The 19,265-nt window shown below is 71.6% G+C and carries 13 protein-coding genes; 7 read left to right on the top strand and 6 right to left on the bottom strand.

Annotation, left to right across the window (positions count from 1 at the left end):
• Positions 1-725, bottom strand: a 725-nt coding sequence (locus HGBR_RS20190) for a hypothetical protein (RefSeq protein ID WP_019158645.1), incomplete at its 3' end; no start/stop codon positions are given.
• 313 nt (positions 726-1,038) lie between these two features.
• Positions 1,039-2,184, bottom strand: a complete 1,146-nt coding sequence (locus tag HGBR_RS07115; RefSeq protein WP_019158646.1) for a diacylglycerol/lipid kinase family protein — start codon at positions 2,182-2,184, stop codon at positions 1,039-1,041.
• Between the two features lie 54 nt (positions 2,185-2,238).
• On the opposite strand from HGBR_RS07115, the gene serS reads away from it, so the two are divergent.
• Positions 2,239-3,522 (top strand): serine--tRNA ligase, encoded by a 1,284-nt coding sequence (gene serS / locus HGBR_RS07120; RefSeq protein WP_019158647.1) that lies wholly within the window; start codon positions 2,239-2,241, stop codon positions 3,520-3,522.
• Positions 3,523-3,578: 56 nt separating this feature from the next.
• Entirely contained in the window at positions 3,579-4,415 is an 837-nt protein-coding gene (locus HGBR_RS07125) for an HAD family hydrolase (RefSeq protein ID WP_019158648.1), read from the top strand.
• 3 nt (positions 4,416-4,418) lie between these two features.
• On the opposite strand, the gene HGBR_RS07130 is transcribed toward HGBR_RS07125, so the two are convergent.
• The 3 genes from HGBR_RS07130 to ilvA all read right to left on the bottom strand — a co-directional run bounded on the left by HGBR_RS07130 (position 4,419) and on the right by ilvA (position 7,430).
• Positions 4,419-5,033: a hypothetical protein gene (locus tag HGBR_RS07130; protein ID WP_019158649.1), complete on the bottom strand. Its 615-nt coding sequence runs from the start codon at positions 5,031-5,033 to the stop codon at positions 4,419-4,421.
• 29 nt (positions 5,034-5,062) lie between these two features.
• Complete coding sequence (locus HGBR_RS07135) at positions 5,063-6,076, bottom strand: NAD(P)H-quinone oxidoreductase (RefSeq protein ID WP_019158650.1); 1,014 nt, start codon at positions 6,074-6,076, stop codon at positions 5,063-5,065.
• Between the two features lie 70 nt (positions 6,077-6,146).
• Positions 6,147-7,430, bottom strand: coding sequence for a threonine ammonia-lyase IlvA (ilvA, locus tag HGBR_RS07140; RefSeq protein WP_019158651.1), 1,284 nt, complete (start codon positions 7,428-7,430; stop codon positions 6,147-6,149).
• Between the two features lie 144 nt (positions 7,431-7,574).
• Here ilvA and HGBR_RS21005 point away from each other — a divergent pair, with 144 nt between their 5' ends.
• The 3 genes from HGBR_RS21005 (at position 7,575) to HGBR_RS07155 (ending at position 12,744) form a co-directional block, all read left to right on the top strand.
• Entirely contained in the window at positions 7,575-9,926 is a 2,352-nt protein-coding gene (locus HGBR_RS21005) for a maltokinase N-terminal cap-like domain-containing protein (protein WP_019158652.1), read from the top strand.
• Positions 9,927-10,106: 180 nt separating this feature from the next.
• The gene (locus HGBR_RS07150) at positions 10,107-11,549 is read left to right on the top strand and encodes a sugar transferase (protein WP_083882779.1); all 1,443 of its coding nucleotides are present in this window, start codon (positions 10,107-10,109) and stop codon (positions 11,547-11,549) included.
• Positions 11,550-11,679: 130 nt separating this feature from the next.
• Positions 11,680-12,744, top strand: coding sequence for an MBL fold metallo-hydrolase (locus HGBR_RS07155; protein WP_019158654.1), 1,065 nt, complete (start codon positions 11,680-11,682; stop codon positions 12,742-12,744).
• A gap of 93 nt (positions 12,745-12,837) precedes the next feature.
• On the opposite strand, the gene HGBR_RS07160 is transcribed toward HGBR_RS07155, so the two are convergent.
• Positions 12,838-13,521, bottom strand: coding sequence for a TetR/AcrR family transcriptional regulator (locus tag HGBR_RS07160; RefSeq protein WP_019158655.1), 684 nt, complete (start codon positions 13,519-13,521; stop codon positions 12,838-12,840).
• 228 nt (positions 13,522-13,749) lie between these two features.
• Between HGBR_RS07160 and HGBR_RS07165 the strand changes: the two genes are divergently transcribed.
• Complete coding sequence (locus tag HGBR_RS07165) at positions 13,750-16,608, top strand: efflux RND transporter permease subunit (RefSeq protein WP_019158656.1); 2,859 nt, start codon at positions 13,750-13,752, stop codon at positions 16,606-16,608.
• Entirely contained in the window at positions 16,605-19,175 is a 2,571-nt protein-coding gene (locus tag HGBR_RS16930) for a YhgE/Pip domain-containing protein (protein ID WP_020693883.1), read from the top strand. Before HGBR_RS07165 ends, HGBR_RS16930 begins: the two co-directional genes overlap by 4 nt.
• Positions 19,176-19,265 lie beyond the last annotated feature (90 nt).

The raw sequence follows: 19,265 nt of genomic DNA on the forward strand, positions 1-19,265 counted from the left end.
GACGGATCCTCGGTGGGCTCCTCCGTCGGTTCCTCGGCGGTGCCCTCCACTGCCGTGTTGAAGGACGTCGTCTTCTTGTTCGAGTTGATCTGCACGAGAACGCTGTCGCCCTCGCTCAGCTGGCCGACGGTCGTGCTGCGCTCCGGTCGGAAGTTCGAGGTGATCGGGGTATCGGGAGCAATGGTGAAGACGTAGTCGCCGTTCTCGTCCGCGGTGCCGTCCCAGGAGTCGGGCAGCTGCAACGTATAACCGCCGGTGAACGAGACGCTGGTCTTCGTGATGTCGACCGGGGCGTTGGGGGCGGTCTTGACCCGGACCTCGATGCCTTCGTCATGGACTGTCTGGGCGGGCAGCGGGTAGTCCATCCGGACCGTCGGGGAGATCGTCGAGGGATCCTCAGTGGCCTCCGGGGACGCCTCCTCCGACGCCTCAGGAGTCGACTCCGTCGTCTCCTCCTCAGCCGGCTGGGTCGACTCGACCTGCTCGTCGGAGCCGGTACCGTCACCCGGCTGGATCTGGTCTTCTGCATCGTCGGCGGGGGCATCCGGTGCGGTCTCCGACGCCTCCGTCGTGGCGGCCTCGGTGGGGGGCGGGGTGGCGGTCGACTCGGAGGCCTCGGCGGACTCGGGGCCCACCTGGGCGAGGGCCGGCGTCGCGACCAGGGCGCTCACGGCCAGGACGACGGCGGGGGCGAGTGCGCGGGAGCGGAGCGATGGCTTCTTCACAGCGGTTCCTTACTGCAGCAGAGCGCGGCAGGGCGGAGCATGCGCCGAACAGGGCCTGCCGTCGATCCGGAGTCGGTCCTGTCAGCGGTGCACTGCGTTCCTGCGAGCGCGGTGGGGTACGCCCTGAGCATCCGCGTCGCGTGCGTCATCGAAGCGACATCCGGGTGAACTCCCAGTTCGCGTTCAGCGAGTCGCCGCACCACGATGCGGAACTCGTGCCGGAGTGGTGATGCGAATCACGGACAGCCGGCGCAGACGCGTCCCATCATGCGACTGACCTGCAGGAACCCGGGGCAGTCCGCCCGCCCGGCCCTCACCCGATCGCGGCCGGCAGTCCGAACGCCTCCCGGCGCAGCATCCGCTTGATGCCGGGGCTGGGGCGCTTGACGTACAGCGAGGCCGGGTTGATCGCGAGCTCCAGGAAATCGGTCGTGCCGTAGGCGTCCCCGTCGATCTGCACCTCGACGCGGTCCTCGGCGCGGATCGTGTAGGACTCGCCCTGCGCCGTCGCGGTGTGGAGTCCACGGCGCCGCTTGCCCAGGATGGACGTGGCGACCCCCACCCAGTCGGCCAGGTTGCGGGGGCTCACGACGAGGAGGTCCAGCAGGCCGTCGTCGATAACGGCGTCCGGGAAGAGCCAGACCCCGCCCTGCAGCTTGCCGCAGTTGCCCGCGACGATCGACCGGACCTTCGCCTCCTGTATCTCGCCCTCGTCCGTCTCGATCGTCACGTCCACGCGCTTGCCGGTGAGCTGACGCGAGCCAGCCTCGACGTAGGCCAGCCAGCCCAGGCGGTCCTTGAGGTCCTCGTTCACCGTGCTCATGACCTGTGCGTCGAAGCCGATCCCCGCCATGACGAGGAAGGTCGTCGACTCTCCATCCGGGTCCACCCGCAGGGTGCCGGTGTCGATGAGCGCCGAGTTCCCGGTCAGCGCCGTCCGCAACGCCCACTCGGGCCGGTCCAGGACGACATCGAGGTTGCGGGCCAGCAGGTTCCCCGTCCCCAGCGGCAGGATCCCCAGGGCGACGTCCGTGCCCACCAGCGCGTCCGCGACCGCGCGCACGGTCCCGTCGCCGCCGCCGGCGATGACGACGTCGACGCCCGCCGCGACGGCCTCCTCGGCCGGTCCGCGCCCCGGATCATCCTCGGTGGTCTCGAGGATGAGCGGGTCCTCCCAGCCGTTCTCCCGGCTGATCCGCAGCAGCAGTCGCCTCGCCTCGGCGGCACCGGACTTCGTCGGGTTGATGACGAGGGCGGCCTGCTGCCTGCGCGGCTCGACCTCGTCGCCGTCGCCTCCCTCTGCGGTCTCCTCGACCGTCGCCGAGGCCGTGGCCGGGTCCAGGTGTCCGGTCTCATCCGGCTGTCCCCGCCGGACCGTCGCGCGGCCGATGAGGAGGCCCACGAGGCAGAGGACCACGGCCAGTGCGATGAGGAGGGCGATGTGGATCTCGAGCGTCATGGCAGTACGGTACATCCGGCTTCCTGGACAGAGCCGTCGGCTAGGCTGGGAGTCATGATCGACCTCCAGCGCCTGCGCGACGAACCCGAACTCTTCAAAGCCTCACAGCGTGCCCGCGGTGGGGACGAGTCTCTGGTCGACGAGGTGCTGTCCGCGGATTCCGCACGTCGCTCCGCACTCACGGAGTTCGAGGCCGCGCGCGCCCAGCAGAAGGACTTCGGCAAGCAGGTCGCCCAGGCGAAGGGCGAGGAGAAGGCCGCGCTGGTCGCGCAGGCCCAGGAGCTGTCCGCCCGGGTCAAGGCCCTGCAGGCGGACGCGGACGACGCGGACTTCGCGTTCGATGCGCTGCTGCGCCGCCTGCCCAACCTCATCCTGGACGGTGTACCGACCGGCGGTGAGGAGGACTCCGTCGAGCTGCGCCGCGAAGGCACCCCGCGCGACTTCGCCGCGGAGGGCTTCGAGCCGCAGGACCACGTCGCCCTGGGCGAGTCGCTGCGTGCAATCGACACCCAGCGCGGTGCGAAGGTCTCCGGCGCCCGCTTCTACTACCTGACGGGTTTCGGCGCGCGCCTGGAGCTCGCGCTGCTGACGATGGCTCTCGACACGGTGGAGAAGCACGGCTTCATCCCCACGATCACCCCCACGCTCGTGAAGCCGGAGGTCATGGGCGGCACCGGCTTCCTGGGCGAGCACGCGGACGAGATCTACCGCCTGGAGGCGGACGACCTCTACCTCGTCGGCACCTCGGAGGTCCCGCTGGCCGGCTACCACATGGACGAGATCATCGATCTGTCCGACGGGCCGCTGCGCTACGCCGGCTGGTCGCCCTGCTACCGCCGCGAGGCCGGCAGCTATGGCAAGGACACACGCGGCATCCTGCGCGTCCACCAGTTCCAGAAGGTCGAGATGTTCTCCTACGTCCGCGTCGAGGACGCGGAGGCGGAGCACGCGCGCATGCTGGCGGTCGAAGAGGAGATGCTCGCGAAGTGCGAGCTGTCCTACCGGATCCTCGACATCGCCGCCGGCGACCTGGGCGACTCCGCGGCCCGCAAGTACGACACGGAGGCGTGGATCCCCACCCAGGGCACGTACCGCGAGCTCACGTCGACCTCGAACTGCACGACCTTCCAGGCGCGCCGCATGAAGGTGCGCGAGCGGACGGAGTCCGGCACCCGCCCGGTCGCGACCCTCAACGGGACCGCGGCCAACACGCGGTGGCTCGTCGCGCTCCTGGAGAACCACCAGCAGGCGGACGGCAGCGTCCGCATCCCCCAGGCTCTCCAGCCGTACCTGGGCGGCATGACCGCCTACGGCCCTGGCGGACCCGCCTACGCCTGACCGCGTCCGCCGTCCCCGGCGGTCGCGCAGCCCACGATGACAGGAGAGATCCACCGGTGAGCACGCTCGTCACCCGCCCGCAGCTCGTCGCGCTCGACGTCGACGGCACGATCGTCGACTACGACAACCGACTGTCGGAGACGGTGCGCCGGACGCTCACCGCCGTCGTCGAGGCCGGCCACCACCTGGTCGTCGCGACGGGTCGCTCCGTGGGCGGTGCCCTCGAGACCGCGAACCGACTGAGGCTCACGGAGGGCTACGTGATCGCCTCGAACGGCGCCGTCGTCGTCCGGCTGGACCCCCAGCAGGAGTCCGGTTGGGTCGTCCACCAGGTGGAGACCTTCGACCCGGCCCCCGCCCTCGAACGCATGCAGAAGGTCCTGCCCACCGCCCTCTACATGGTCGAGGACGAGACGCTGGACCGGTACGCCTCCGCGGACTTCCCCCAGGGCGAGTTCGCGGACATGGAGAACTTCACGATCGTCCCGTTCGACGAGCTCAAGACGAAGCGGGCGACGCGCATCGTGCTGCGGGAGCCCAACGGCACCTCGGAGCAGTTCCACGAGGCGGTCGAGCGCGTGGGCCTCCACGGTGTCGCGTACTCCGTGGGCTGGAGCAACTGGCTGGACATCGCCCCGGAGGGCGTCTCCAAGGCGCACGGGCTGGAGATCGTGAGCGAGGCGCTGGGCGTGTCGCGCGAGGACACCGTGGGCGCCGGCGACGGCAGCAACGACCTCGAGATGATCGAGTGGGTGGACCACGGCATCGTCATGGGCCAGGCCGGTGAGCCCCTGAAGGAGCTCGCGTCCGTCGTGACCGGCACGGTGGAGGAGGACGGCCTCGCGACGGCCCTCATCGACCACCTGGGTCTCGAGGTCCTGGCGGAGGCCTGAGCCTCAGTCTCCCCGGCTCGGCCGCAGCGGCGCAGGCAGGCCGGCCTCGGCCTCGGCGATGAGATCCGCCGCGCGGTCCACGTAGCCGCGAGCGGATTCCGCGAACCGGGCGGTCCCGGCCGGGCCGGCCGAAAGCACCGGTGCGTCGCCTCCGGCGCCGTGCGCCCCGGCATCGCCTCCCGCACCGTGTACTCCGGCGTCGCCTCCGCCACTGGCATTCCCGTGCATGGACAGGTGCGCACGCAGCATGGCCGCGGACTGCGCGGCCTGGGCGACCAGTGCCGAGGCCCGGGACAGGTGCTCGGGCACGTCACCCAGACGCGCGCGACCGTCGGCCGGGAAGACGAGGTCGTCCAGGGGCACCGCGCGATGGCACGTCTCCGCGAGTGCCTCGATCCGCTGATCCAGCGCGTTGAGGACGAGCGTCAGCCGCGCCAGGTCCTCGATCTGCGGGGCGGCCGCGGACTGCGCGTGCTCCTCGTGCAGCGTGCTGACCGTCGTGTAGAAGCGGTCGACGGCGCGCGAGAAGCGCTCGCGGTGCTGCCGCCACAGGCCGGTGCCCAGGCGCTGCTGGGGCGTGGCGGGGCGGTCCCGGCGGAAGAACGAAAGCAGACCCACGGCGGCTCAGCCCCGCCATGCCGGGGTGCTCAGGAGTCCGCCGCGACGCGCAGGAGGATCTTGCCGATGTTCTCGCCGTCCTCCATGCGCTGGTGGGCGGCTGCGGCGTCCTCGAGCGGGAATTCGGAGTCGACGATCGCGCGGATCTCCCCGTCCATCGCCTGCCGCCAGACGGAGCCGGCGACGTCCTGGACGATCTGCGCCTTCTGGTCCGCGGGGCGTGCCCGCAGCGTCGTCGCCATGACGGTGAGGCGGCGGGGGAGCATGCGCCCCAGGTTCGCCTCCGCCTTCGTGCCGCCCTGCAGGCCGATGATCGTGAGGCGGCCGTCCAGCGCCAGCGCCTTGAGGTTCCGGTCCAGGTACTTCGCACCCACGACGTCGAGGATGACGTCCGCGCCGTCGCCGTGCTGCCCGTCGGTGCCGGTGATCTCGCGGATGCGCTCGACGAAGTCCTCCTCGCGGTAGTTGATGACCGCGTCTGCACCCAGCTCGCGGCAGAAGTCGCCCTTCCGGTCGCTGCCCACCGTCACGGCGACCTTCGCGCCGTGCGCCTTCGCCATCTGGATCGCGGCGGTGCCGATCCCGGAGCCGCCGCCGTGGACCAGCAGCCACTCGCCGGGGCGCAGGCCCGCACCGGTGAAGACGTTCGAGTGGACGGTGCAGAGGACCTCGGGCAGGGCGGCGGCCTGCTCGAGCGGCAGGTGATCCGGAACGGCCAGCAGCTGACCGGCGGGGACCTCGACCTGCTCCGCATAGCCGCCCTCGGTCAGGAGCGCCGCGACGCGGTCGCCCACGGACCAGCCGGACACACCTTCGCCCACCTGCGCGATGGTGCCCGCGACCTCGAGCCCGGGCACCTCGTGCTCCGTGTTCGCACCCGCCGGCGGGTTGTAGTGGCCCTGCCGCTGCAGCAGGTCCGCGCGGTTGACGCCCGCGGTGTGGACGTCGACGACCACACTCCCCGGACGCGCCTGCGGCGCCGGGATGTCGGAGACTGCCAGGACGTCGGGGGCACCGTGCTCGGTGAGGGTGATGGCTCGCATGGCACCACTCTACGACCCGGTGACCACGGCCTCGGGCGGGGTCGCAGTCACCGTCCCGGGAGGCGAAGGCTCAGACGAACATGCGGAACAGGGGGGAGTCATGGCTGACCCGCTCGATCTGCAGCGGTGACTCGTCCATGCGCTCCAGGAGGCCGCCCAGGTCCGACGGCTGGCCCAGGGTGATGCCCACGAACGCGGGGCCGGTCTCGCGGTCGGACCGCTTGACGTACTCGAACATCGCGATGTCGTCGTCCGGGCCCAGCACGTCGTTGAGGAAGCGGCGCAGGGCGCCGGGCTCCTGCGGGAAGTCGACGATGAAGTAGTGCTTGATGCCCTCGTGGACCAGCGACCGCTCCAAGACCTCCGGGTAGCGGCTGATGTCGTTGTTGCCGCCGCTCACCAGGCACACCGCAGTGGAGCCGGGTGCCAGGGTGACGGGCGCATCGGAGCCGGTGGGGCCCACGGCGGCGGACGCCAGCGCGCCGGCCGGCTCCGCGATGATGCCCTCGACCTGGTAGAGGTCCAGCATCTCCGTGGCCGCGCGGCCCTCGGGGACGGTGAAGAGCGGCAGGTCGTGCTGCGACAGCATCTCGTACGTGACGTCGCCCGCGCGGCGCACCGCGGCTCCGTCCGCGAACGAGTCGATGTTGCTGAGCGTGACCGGACGTCCGGCCGCCATCGCCGCCATCATCGACGCCGCGCCCGCCGGCTCGACGCCCACGACGGTGGTCCCGGGCATGTGGACGGACGTGTACGCGACGATGCCGGCCAGCAGTCCTCCGCCGCCCACGGGCACGACGATGACGTCCGGGTCCTGGGCCAGCTGTCCGTGGATCTCCTGCGCGATCGTGCCCTGGCCGGCGATCGTGAGCGGATCGTCGAACGCGGACACGACCAGGGCGTTCGTCACCTGCGCGTGGCGCTTCGCCAGGTCGGATGCGTCGTCGTACGTGGAGCCCTCGATGACGACCTCGACGCGGCGGCCGCCGAAGTGCCGGATGCGCTCGATCTTCTGCCGCGGTGTCGTCTTGGGGACGAAGATCGTCCCGGACACGCCCAGCGCCGCGCACGCCCGCGCCAGGCCCTGCGCGTGGTTGCCAGCGGATGCGCAGACGACGCCGCGCTTGCGCTCGGCCTCGGACAGCTGCAGGAGGAAGTTGAAGGCCCCGCGGATCTTGTACGACCGGACCGACTGCAGGTCCTCCCGCTTGAGGTACACCTGGGCGCCGGTCGCGGTCGACAGGCGGTCGGACAGGTGGAGGGGCGTCGTGATGACCTCGTCCGCGATCCGCGTCGACGCCGCCTCGACATCGTCGGCGGTGGGCAGTGAACGGCGGGGCCTCTCTTGGATCAACACCCCTCAATTGTGCCCCTTCCGGCGCCGGACCCGCGCGTCACCCCATGGCCGCACCCCGATTGGCTAGAGTCGGAGGACGCGTGCATCGCCGCGCGGACGCGCAGACGGACACCGGCAGTCGAGAAGCGGAGGGACCCGCGCATGGCCATCAGCAGCGATCTGGAGCACCTGCTCGTCCGCTGGCTCCCGCGCCAGCGCTGGATGCCGGGACCGGGGACGGCCGCCGGCACGGATCCGGACGTGACGCCGCAGTCGGTCGTGAGGATCGCCGAGGTCGCGGACGAGCACGCCGGCACCGTCCAGTGCCTGCTCGTCGTCCTGGCCGTCCGCGGTCCCCTCCGCCGCAGCCGCGTGTGCGTGCCGCTGACCGTGCGCACGGAGGAGGACTTCTCGCTGCGCCCGCACCTGATCGGCACCGTCGACGACCTGCTGCTGGGCCGCACCTTCGTCTACGACGGCGTGGCGGACCCGGTGTTCGTGCTGGCGCTGGCGGACGCGATCCGCGACTCCCGCTCCAGCGCGCACGAGGGCTTCGTCTCGCAGCTCGCCGGTGACGAGCTGCCCGCCGTCCCGCCGGCGCCGGCGAGCACACGGACTGGCCGGCCGGCCTGGGCGGTGGACGCCGCCGCGGGCCAGTCCGGCCCCGCCGCCGAGGCCGCACACGGCACCGCTGATCCCTCCGGTTCCGGCCGGGCCGGCCTGCTGGAGCGCGCCGCCCAGCTCACCGTGCGTCGCGAGGAGGGGCTGGCGGGGGAGTCCCGCGTGGAGATCGACGGGCCGGACGGCTCGTTCGCGCTCACCGTCCTGCGCGAGATCGGGGCGGAGAACCCGCCGGCCGTGCGCTACCCGCTGGCGCTGACGGCGCGCGACTCCCAGTCGATCCACCCGGTCATCGGCTGGTCGCGGACCCGCTGGTACGACGACGGGGAACTCGCGACCGCGGTCGCGCCCTTCGCGGTGCTCGCCCACGCGCTGCCGGGATCGCGGCGCGCGTGGCGGTCAGCGGTCGAGAAGGCGCTCGACGTCGATTCCGGTTCGGTCGGATCCTTCAGCCGGCAGGCCTCTGTCCTGGGCTCGACCGCCGGTCGGCTGCACCTGGAGCTCGCGTCCGAGTTCGGCACCGTCCGCAGCGAGGGCGACCCCACGAAGCGACTGGTGGAGAAGTGGCGCACCCGTGTCGAATGGGCGCTTCGCAGCGCGCCCGCGGCACTGGCGCCGTACGAGGACCGGCTGCGGGCGCACGCGCAGGAGCTCGCGGAGCTCGACAGCATCGGGCCGCTGCAGCGGATCCACGGCGAGCTGACTCTCGATCACCTGACGGTGGGCACGGCGGAGGGCCCCCGCGTCATCGGCTTCGGCGTGGGGCGCGATGAGCCGCGGCCCGCGGAGATCGACCTCGTCGCGCTGGTGCGCAGTGTCGACTACGCGGCGGGCTACGCATGGCTGCAGCGCCACGCGGACGGCGAGGAGGCGCAGGCGTCGCTGCGCGGACTCGCGACGCACGGCCTGGAGGCGCAGCTGCGCGAGGACTACCTGGGCTCCCCGGAGCACCTCTGGTACCGCAGGACGGTGAATTCTCTGCTGTCCGGCTACTCGCATGCCCGTGGCGAGACGGCGGCACTGACCGACCCGGTGCTGCGGGCGGCCCTCCTCGACCGACTGCTCGTGGAGACCGTCACCGAGCTGCGGAACCGGCCCGCGTGGCTCATCCTCCCGCTGGCCGCACTGGCGGAGATGCTGGGCGAGGGTCAGACGCAGGACACCCCCGCCGAGGCCGGGGCCGGGGATGAAGCGGGCGCAACCCTGCACGTCGATCCGGACGAGGACTCCGACGACGCGCGGATCGCTTCCGGAGCGGACGTCCTGCCGCGCGGGGCCCGGTTCGACGACGCGCGCCAGCGTCGCGCACCCGTGGCGGTCGCGGGACCGGACGCGGATGCGGACGATGCACCGGATACTGCGGCTGCGGATGCGCAAGCGGATGCCGAGGTCCCGTCGCCCGAGGTCCGGGAGACAGCGCCAGCCGAGTCGGAGACCGAGGGCCCGGCGGAGACCGAGGTGTCCCAGACCGAGGTTTCCGCGGACGAGGCGCCGGCGGAGACCGAGGTTCCCGAGGCCCAGGTCCCGGAGTTCGTCGTCGCGCACCCTCACCCCCATGGGGACGAGGAGGTGCGGTCGCACGAGTCCGCGGTGGAGCCGGTGGACGCGGATTCAGACCCCACCGACTACGACGCGGCTGACCTATCGGCAGCCGACGTCCAGCCGACTGAGCCCGTCCAGCCGGGTGATGACGCCGAGCGGGTCCGCCCCGTCGCTGCGGACGACCGTTGGGTGCAGGTGCCGCCCAAGCCGGCGCATGGACCCGCGTTCGGACCGACGGGTGGACTGGTCGCCCGGGAACCGACGGATGCCGCGGATCTCGACGAGGACGGCGCCGGCGCCGACGAGGCCGACGGGGGTGTGATGCCGCGCAGCGCCCGCGACAGCCGCTGACGGCGGGGAGCCCCACGGTGACCCAGCGGGTGGACGTCGACGGAGGCTGCACGGTCTCTCTCGCACGTGCGTCCGTGTCGCAGACATGTTCTCGATTTACCCGCGTCGTTCCGAACTCGGTATGATCTGGCGGTCGGATCGAGATGAGCGCGAGGGCGCCGGAGGACCGGGAGGGGCGTGATGGCGAAGCGTTCTGATTGGCGGCGAACATTGCCGCGCCGCATTCTGGCCGGAGACGTCCTGGTAATCGCCCTCACGATGGTGACGGCCCATTCCGTCCGGTTCGGGATGGCGGAGACGAGGCTGGCCAACGCCGCGAACCTCCCCTACTGGGTGGTGGGCGTCGCGATCGGTGCGCTCTGGCTCCTGGCGCTGTGGATCTGGCGGGCGTGGGAGATCCGCGTCGTCGGATCGGGTGTCCTCGAGTACCGCCGTGTGGTGAATGCGACGCTCGCGCTCTTCGGTGCGGTCGCCATCTTCTCCTACGTCTTCGGCATCGAGCTGGCGCGCGGCTACGTCGCCGTCGCCTTCCCCGTGGGGATGCTGCTCCTGGTGGGCTGGAGGTGGGCGTCCCGGCAGGTGATCGTCCGGATGCGTCAGCGCGGCCGGCTCTCGCGCCGGCTCGTCATCATCGGCGGCCCGGGAGAGGCCCTCCAGCTCCACCGCAGCTTCGCGCGGGCGCCCAGTTCCGGATTTTCGCCGTACGGCGCGATCCTGCCCGGGCGCAGCCTCCAGTCGCCGGACGGTGAGGAGCTGCCGCTGCCCGTGCTGAGCGTCGACCGTTCGGTCCCCGCGATCCTCGAGGTGCTGCTGCGCCACGAGGTCGAAGTCGTCGCGGTGACGGGCGGCGGTCTGAGCCCGCGCCTCATGCGCGCGCTCAGTTGGGAGCTGGCGGACCACTCGATCTCGCTCATCCTGGCCCCCGCGCTCACGGACATCGCCGGTCCGCGCATCCACTCGCATCCGGTGGCGGACCTGCCGCTCATCCACGTCTCGACCCCGCGCCTGGGCGGGTTCAGCGCCGCGCTCAAGCGGGTGTTCGACATCCTGGGCGCCGCACTGGGTCTCCTCGTGATCTCGCCGTTCATGCTCGCGACGGCGATCGCGATCAAGCTGGACGACGGCGGACCCGTCTTCTTCCGGCAGACCCGGGTGGGTCGGGAGAACCAGCCGTTCACGATGATCAAGTTCCGCTCGATGGTCGTCGATGCGGAGGCCCGGCTGGCGGAGCTCGAGGAGCGCGAGGGCCAGGACGCGGGCAACGGGGTCCTCTTCAAGATGAAGGACGACCCGCGCATCACGCGCGTGGGCCGCATCCTCCGCGCGTACTCGATCGACGAGCTGCCGCAGCTCATCAACGTCCTGCTGGGCTCGATGTCGATGGTGGGCCCGCGCCCGCCGCTGGCCAGCGAGGTCGAGCGGTACGGGACGGACGTCCTGCGCCGCCTCATCGTGAAGCCGGGCATCACCGGACTGTGGCAGGTGGGCGGCCGCTCCGATCTGGACTGGGAGGAGAGCGTCCGCCTCGACCTCTACTACGTGGAGAACTGGTCGATCGTGCAGGACCTCATCATCATCTTCCGCACGGTGCGCGTCGTCCTCACCCGTGACGGGGCGTACTGACCCCTCCACTCGTGACGGTGCGTTCTGTCTCCTCACCCGTGACGGGGCCTCCTGACCCCCTCCACTGCGCGTGCGATAGTGTGACGAACGGCACTGAACGAATGATCTGCAGAGAAGAACGAGGTGGCGGATGACTGCGCAGACCGACCTGACCCCGCTGAGCGCAGCTCAGGCGCAGGCGTGGAAGGACCGGGTCCTGCCGGTGCCGGAGCAGATCGCCGCGGGCACCTGGGCGATCCCCGTGCCCATCCCCGACAACCCTCTGCGGTACACCTACAGCTACCTCCTGGCCGCGAACGACGGCGTCGCCGTCGTGGACCCCGGCTGGGACGGAGACGAACGGCTCCAGGCCCTGCTCGAGGGGATGGCGGGTGTGGGATTCTCCGCCTCCGACGTCGTGGGCATCGTCGTCACCCACTACCACCGCGACCACCTGGGCCTGGTCCCTGCACTCCTCAACCTGAACCCGGGCGCGTGGCTGGCGCTGCACCCGCACGACGTCGAAGCCGTCGAATCCTTCCGCGCGCGGTCCACCGGTGTGACGAAGACCGACCTCGCGGCGTTCGCGCAGGAGCTGGGCCTGCCCCAGGCCCGCCTGCGGGAGATGGCCTCCGTCTTCGCCGCCAACGCCAGCTCCGCGACCCGGACGGTGTTCGCGTTCGACTGGCCCAGCGGCATGCTGGCGGTCGAGGACGACATGCTGCTGCCCATCGCCGGGCGCCGGATCCGCGTGCTGTGGACGCCGGGCCACACCTTCGGTCACATCGCGCTCCTCGACGAGGAGTCGCAGACGTTCTTCTCCGGTGACCACGTGCTGCCCAGCATCTCGCCCAACATCGGACTGGACGTGACCGCGATCGGGCACAGCCTGGGCGACTACCTGGGATCCCTCGAGCGGATGCGCGGCCTGCCGCAGGACATCGCAGTGGCGCCGGCGCACGGCTACCGGTTCTCCGGCCTGCAGATCCGTGCGGACCAGCTGACCGCCCACCACGGTCAGCGGCTCGACGAGCTGCGGGCCCGGGCGGACGCGACGGACGACCACTCCGTGTACTCGATGTGCAGCGGCATGCAGTGGGCGCGCGGGTTCGAGGGGCTCCAGGGCTTCCAGCTCTACGCCGCGCTCATGGAGACGGCCGCCCACATGCACTACCTCGACATGCCCGTGCCCGCACTGGACGGCACCCGAGGCTGAGCAGGCCGACCGGCCCGCGCGCGAAGCCCGGCCGGCTCGCAACGACCGGCCGGCGCGCTACCACTGGCCGACTCATCACGACGTGCCGGCTCGTCAGTGGGCGTCGGGGACCTCGACGAATGCGACGAGGACGGCCAGAAGGACCGTGCGGTCGACGGTGATCGTCTCCGCGTGCGGGTCGGCGGCGACCGCGGCCTCTGCCGCGTGGTCGTAGCAGGCGTGACATGCCTCGAGGAGGACGTCGATGGGCACGGTCGCCCGCGCGCCGTAGGACTCCAGCAGCCGCGTGACCGCATCGCTGAGGCGCTGCTGATGGCTGCGCCACACGGCGTCCAGGCGGGCCTGCAGCTGCGGGTGGCGCAGAGCGTGCAGCTGGATGTCGCGCTGGGCGATGACCGCGGCCGGCGTCGTGGAGAACGGCAGATCGAACTCCTCGAGTGCGCGACGCAGCACCTCCGTGTGGTGGCCTGCGGTGCCGTCTGCCGTCGCATGCACACCCTCGTCCGTCACGCGGCTGTCCTCGCACGGCTGGCCCTCAGCCTTCCGCGACGCCATTCCCGTCGCACCTTCGACCGCGCGGGCGAACTCCTGGTCGATGATCTCGAGGATCAGGTCGTCCTTCGTCCCGTAGTTCGAGTAGAACGCGCCGCGGGTGAAGCCGCCCTCCTCGCAGATCTCCTCGATCGAAGCGCCGGCGACGCCGCGCCGGGCGAACACGGTGAGCGCCGCCTCCTGCAGGGCGGCCCGGGTCCGCTGCCGGCGTGTGCTGATGGTCACAGATGGGTCCTCTGGCGTCGACGTTCAAGGCTGGGGGACGCGGGGGTCCGCGGTGATCCGCGGTGATCCGCGGTCCGGTCCGGTCGCGGCCGCGGGTTTGCACGACCGCGCGGCAGCAGACAGAATACAGCACTGTATCGGATGCAGTCCTGTATCGAGAATGCCGGCTGTTCCACGCCCATCGCGGACACCGCGGTGCGCCCGTGCTCGTCCTCCGAAGGGAGACCCGTGTCGTCGTTCCTGTATGACCTGGGCCGATCGTGCTTCCACCGCCGGAAGACCACCGTGGGCGTCTGGCTCGCACTGCTGGCGCTCATCGCGGGCAGCGTCGCACTGTTCGCCGACTCCTTCCAGGACGACTTCGACCTCCCGGGTGCCGAGGCGCAGGAGGCCCTCGACTCCCTGGCGCTCACCTTCCCGGAGGTGTCCGGCGCCAGTGCCCAGGTCGTCGTCGTGGCCGCGGACGGCGATCGGATCGACGAGGACCCCTACCGCACGGAGATCGAGGACGCCGTCGAGGACTGGGGCGATCTTCCCCACGTCGAGGTCGCGACCTCGCCCTTCGATGAGATGGTGTCCGGCACGATCAGCGAGGAGGAGACCGCGGTCCTCGTCTCCCTCCAGTACGACCAGGACGTCGCGAGCCTGCCGGAATCGACGCTCACGGACCTCGAGTCCGCGGTCGACGACCTCGTCGCCCAGCTGCCCCAGGGCACCCAGGGCTCGCCCGGCGGCGAACTGTTCCAGACGACCTCCGTCCACCTCTCGATCGTCGAGGTCATCGGCGTCATCGTCGCCTTCGTCGTCCTCTTCCTCACCCTGGGCTCGCTCCGGGCGGCGGTCATGCCGCTCGCATCCGCGCTCCTGTCCGTCGCGATCGGCCTGCTGCTGGTCGTCCTGGCCACCGCGTTCTTCGCAGTGAACTCGACGACCCCCATGCTGGCGCTCATGCTGGGGCTGGCCGTGGGCATCGACTACGCGCTCTTCATCGTCTCCCGGCACCGCGCATTCCTGGAGGAGGGCCTGCCCGCGGACGAGGCCGCCGCCCGCGCCACCGCCACCTCCGGCTCCGCCGTCGTCTTCGCCGGCGTCACCGTCATGGTCGCGCTCACCGGCCTGTCCGTCGCGGGAATCCCCTTCCTGTCCGTCATGGGCATCGCCGCCGCGGTCACCGTCGCGATCGCCGTCGCCGTCGCACTCACCCTGCTGCCGGCCCTGCTGGGCTTCGCGGGCGACAAGCTCCGCCCCGGGCCGCGGAAGTCCTCCCGCAGGGCGGCCGAGGCCGGGGTCACCGACACGACTGCGGTCCCCGGCACGCCTGCCCACGCCGAGGCCGGGGTCACCGAGGCCGGTCCCCGCACCGGTGCGGGGGCCGGGGACCCGGCCGCGGCCTCGGCGGGTCGTCGCCCCACCCTCGCGGAACGGTTCTACACGGGCTGGGTGTCCGCCGCCATCAAGTGGCCGGCCCTCACGATCATCGTCATCATCGTGGGGCTGGGACTCTTCCTCATCCCCGCCTCCAAGCTCCAGCTGGCGCTGCCCAACGGCGGCGGGGGCGAGCCCGGTTCCGCGCAGAAGGTGTCCTACGACCTCATCGAGGAGGAGTTCGGTGCCGGGTTCAACGGCCCCCTCGTCGTGACAGCGGACATCATCTCCTCCGACGACCCGCTGGGCGACATCGAGGCGATGGGCGAGGAGATCGAGGAGGTCGAGGGCGTCGACCAGGTCGTCATGGCGACGCCCAACCGCAACGCGGACACCGGGATCATCCAGGTGATCCCCACGACCGCGCCCGACGCCCCGGCGACGGAGGACACCGTCGAGCGGATCCGTGCGCTGGAGCCGCGGTTCCTGGACGACTACGGCTTCCAGATCGCTGTGACCGGCGCGACCGCGCTGGCGATCGACATCAGCTCGCAGCTGGGTGGGGCGCTGCTGCCCTTCGGCGTGTTCGTCGTGGGCTTCTCGCTGCTGCTCCTCATGGTCGTGTTCCGGTCGATCGTCGTGCCGATCAAGGCGACGCTGGGCTTCCTGCTGTCCGTCATCACCTCCTTCGGCGTCGTCGTCCTCGTCTTCCACGAGGGCGTGTTCGCCGGACCGCTGGGGATCACGGAGACCGGCCCCGTCATCAGCTTCCTGCCGATCATCCTCATGGGCATCCTCTTCGGCCTCGCGATGGACTACGAGGTGTTCCTGGTCTCCGGCATGCGCGAGGCCTACGTGCACGGGGCGGACGCACGGACCGCGGTCGTCAAGGGCTTCGTCTCCTCCGCGAAGGTCGTCGCGGCCGCCGCCATCATCATGATCGCCGTGTTCGGCGCCTTCGTCCCCACGGGCGACGCGATCATCAAGGCGATCGCGCTGGGCCTGGCCGTGGGCGTGTTCACGGACGCGTTCCTCGTCCGCATGACGCTCGTGCCCGCGGTCCTGGCCCTGCTGGGCGACCGGGCGTGGGCGCTGCCGCGCTGGCTGGACCGCCTGCTGCCCAAGGTGGACGTCGAGGGCGAGGGCCTCGTCCACCAGGTCGCCCTGCGCGACTGGCCGGCGCCGGACTCCGACCACCAGGTGTACGGCGAGGGCCTCGCGATCGAGCACGCGGACGGCACCGCCGTCTACGAGGGCATCGACGTGGCGGTCTCCCGCGGTGACGTCCTGGCGGTCACCGGGCACGGCTCGTCCGCACTGCTGCTGACCCTGTCCGGCCGCATCGTCCCCGACCGCGGCGACCTCAAGATCGCGGGCATGGTGGTGCCGGAGGAGAACCGGAAGATCCGCCGGGTCGTCCCCTTCCTCACCCTCGACTCGCCGGACGCGGGCCTCATGGTCGACGCCGCCACGATGCGGTCGATCGCGAAGAACCCGCCGGACCTGCTCGTCATCGACCACGCGGACCGCGCGCACGACACGCAGACCGCGGACGCGGTCGCAGGGCTCGTGGCCGCCGCGGTCCGGAACGGGTCCGCCGTCATCCTGGGACTCGTCGACCAGCGGGTCGACTGGATGATGCCCGCGGACACCCCCTACACGCTGCTCGACCTCGAGGCCGACCGCCTCGCCCCGCTCGCATCCGGAGGTGCGCACTCATGACGATGTTCGAACGCGCGGACACAGGTTCGAGGGTCACGTGGTGGACCCTCGTGGGTCTCATCCTCGTCCCCGTGCTGGTGGCCGCCGGACTGGTGCTCGCCACGTGGAAGGCCGGCGATCGGCTGGACCAGGTGAACGCCGCGATCGTGAACCTGGACGAGGGCACGGAGATCGACGGGCAGCAGGTGCCGCTGGGCCGCCAGCTGTCCGCCGGCATCGTCGACGCGGACGAGGACCAGAACGTGAACTGGGTCCTCTCCGACGAGGACGACGCGCGGGAGGGGCTGGCTGAGGGGCGCTACGCCGCCTCCGTCACGATCCCGGAGGACTTCTCCGAGGCCGTGGTCTCCTCCACGGGCGACGACCCCATGGCCGCGGAGCAGACGACGCTCGACGTCGTGAGCTCCCGCGTCTCGCCGCTGACGGACACCGCCATCGTCCAGGCGATCGCCTCCGCGGCGACCTCCCAGTTCAACGCCCAGTGGTCGCAGCAGTACCTGGACGGCGTGTTCGTGGGCTTCAACGACATGGGCGACCAGATGCGCGAGATGGGCGACGCCGCGAACGAGCTGGCGGACGGCGCGGGCGAGCTGGACTCCGGCGTGGGCGAACTGGCCGACGGCGCGGGCCAGCTGTCCGACAACTCGGGCGAGCTGGTCGACGGTGCGGGCGGCCTGAGCAACGGCGTGGGCGGGATCGCGGACGGCGCGACCGGTCTGGCGGCCGGCGCGGGTGCGCTGGCCGACGGCGTCACCCAGTTGGACGACGGCGCGCAGGGCCTGGCCGACGGAGCCGGTGACCTGTCCGACGGATTGGGACAGCTGTCCGACGGCGCCTCCGAGCTGCCGGACCAGACGCAGCAGCTGGCCGACGGCGCGGACGACCTGAACGACGGCGCGGGTCAGCTGAGCGACGGCATCGACGAGTACACGACCGGCATCGACGAGATCATCTCCGGTTTCACCGGCGACGACGGCGGCGGCGTCGACGACCTGGCGGACGGGATGGACGAGCTGTCCGACGGGTCCACGCAGGTGGCCGACGGCGCGCAGGGAGTGTCCGACGGCCTCGGCGACTACCAGCAGGGTCTGGAGGACGGCGCGGACGGTGCCGGGCAGATCGCGCAGTCGCAGCAGCCGCTCACGGTGGGCGCGCTGCGGGAGGCGGGCCTCATCGACGCGGACGAGGCGGCGCAGCTGCAGGGGCAGCTGGACCAGATGTGCGCGGCGAGCGACGATCCGGCTTCCTGCGAGGACCTGTTCCTGCGCGGCTTCGCGTCCGGTCTGGCCGGCGGACTGGGCGGTGCGGCGTCGGGCCTGGACACCCAGGACCCGCAGACTGGCATGTCGCTCATGGACGGTGCGCAGGGCGTGGCCGACGGTGCGGGCGAGCTGTCCGACGGCGTCGACCAGGCCGCGGACGGTGTCCGTCAGCTGGCCGACGGGATGGGCGAGCTCGAGGACAATGCGCCGGCGCTCCTGGACGCCTCCGAACAGCTGCGCGACGGCGGCGCGGAGCTGGCCGACGGCACCGGCGAGTTCGCCGACGGCGTGGGACAGCTGGCGGACGGCATGGTCCCGCTGGTCGACGGGATCGAGGCCTCGACCGACGGTGCCGGGCAGCTGGCCGACGGTGCGGGCGAGTTCGCCGACGGCGTGGGACAGCTGTCCGACGGCGCCGGTGAGCTGTCCGACGGAGCCGGGCAGCTGGCCTCGGGCGCCGGGCAGCTGGGCACGGGCATGGACCAGTTCACGGTGGGCCTGGGCGAGTACACGGACGGGGTCGTGCAACTGGCCGACGGGACCACGCAGCTGCGGGACGGCACGGAACAGCTGGCGGACGGCACCGGTGAGTTCGCGGACGGCATCGAGGAGGGCGCGGACGAGGTGCCCAGCTACTCGGAGCAGGAGCGCGACCACCTGGGCGAGACGATCTCGCAGGCGATCGGCGGCGGACAGGCCGGGATCTCCGGCCTCACGCAGGGATCGACCGTCGCACTCCTCCTCATCATGGCGATGTGGATCGGCGCGCTCGTGACGTACACGATCGTGCGCGCGGTGCCGGCGCAGGCGCTGACCGCGCGGACGCCGTCGTGGCGGGTCCTCCTGCGGGGGCTCACCCCGGGCCTCATCGTGGGCGCCGTGCAGGCGGTCGTGCTGGCGGTCCTCGCACACCTGGTGCTGGATCTGCCGATCTTCGACTTCGCGCCGCTCCTGCTGCTCCTGCTGTTCGCGGCGGTCACATTCGCGGCGGTGAACTTCGCGCTCACGGCGTGGTTGGGCGGAGTCGGTCGGATCATCGGGGTCGCCCTGGTGGTCGCGGCTGTCGCCGGACGCGCGATGAGCACGGTGCCGGCGTGGTTCGACTCGATCGCGCCGATGCTGCCGCTCACCCCCGCGATGAACGGCGTCGCCGCCTTCGCGGCCGGTGCTCCGGGCGTGGGTGCCGCGGTGGGAGGCCTGCTGGGCTGGCTGGTGCTGGGTCTGGCCGCCTCCTACGCGGCGGTGGTCCGCAGCCGGATGGCCGGCAGCCGCGGCCTGGCCAGGCTGTCCCGCAGCGGAGCCTGATCAGGCGAGGTTCGGAAGCCATGAGATCGATGAGGCCGGGTCACCCGCGGGGTGACCCGGCCTCACGTGTGGGTGCGGTGGGGAGCGCGG

It is taken from the genome of Brevibacterium senegalense, from assembly GCF_000285835.1.
Lineage (GTDB): Bacteria > Actinomycetota > Actinomycetes > Actinomycetales > Brevibacteriaceae > Brevibacterium > Brevibacterium senegalense.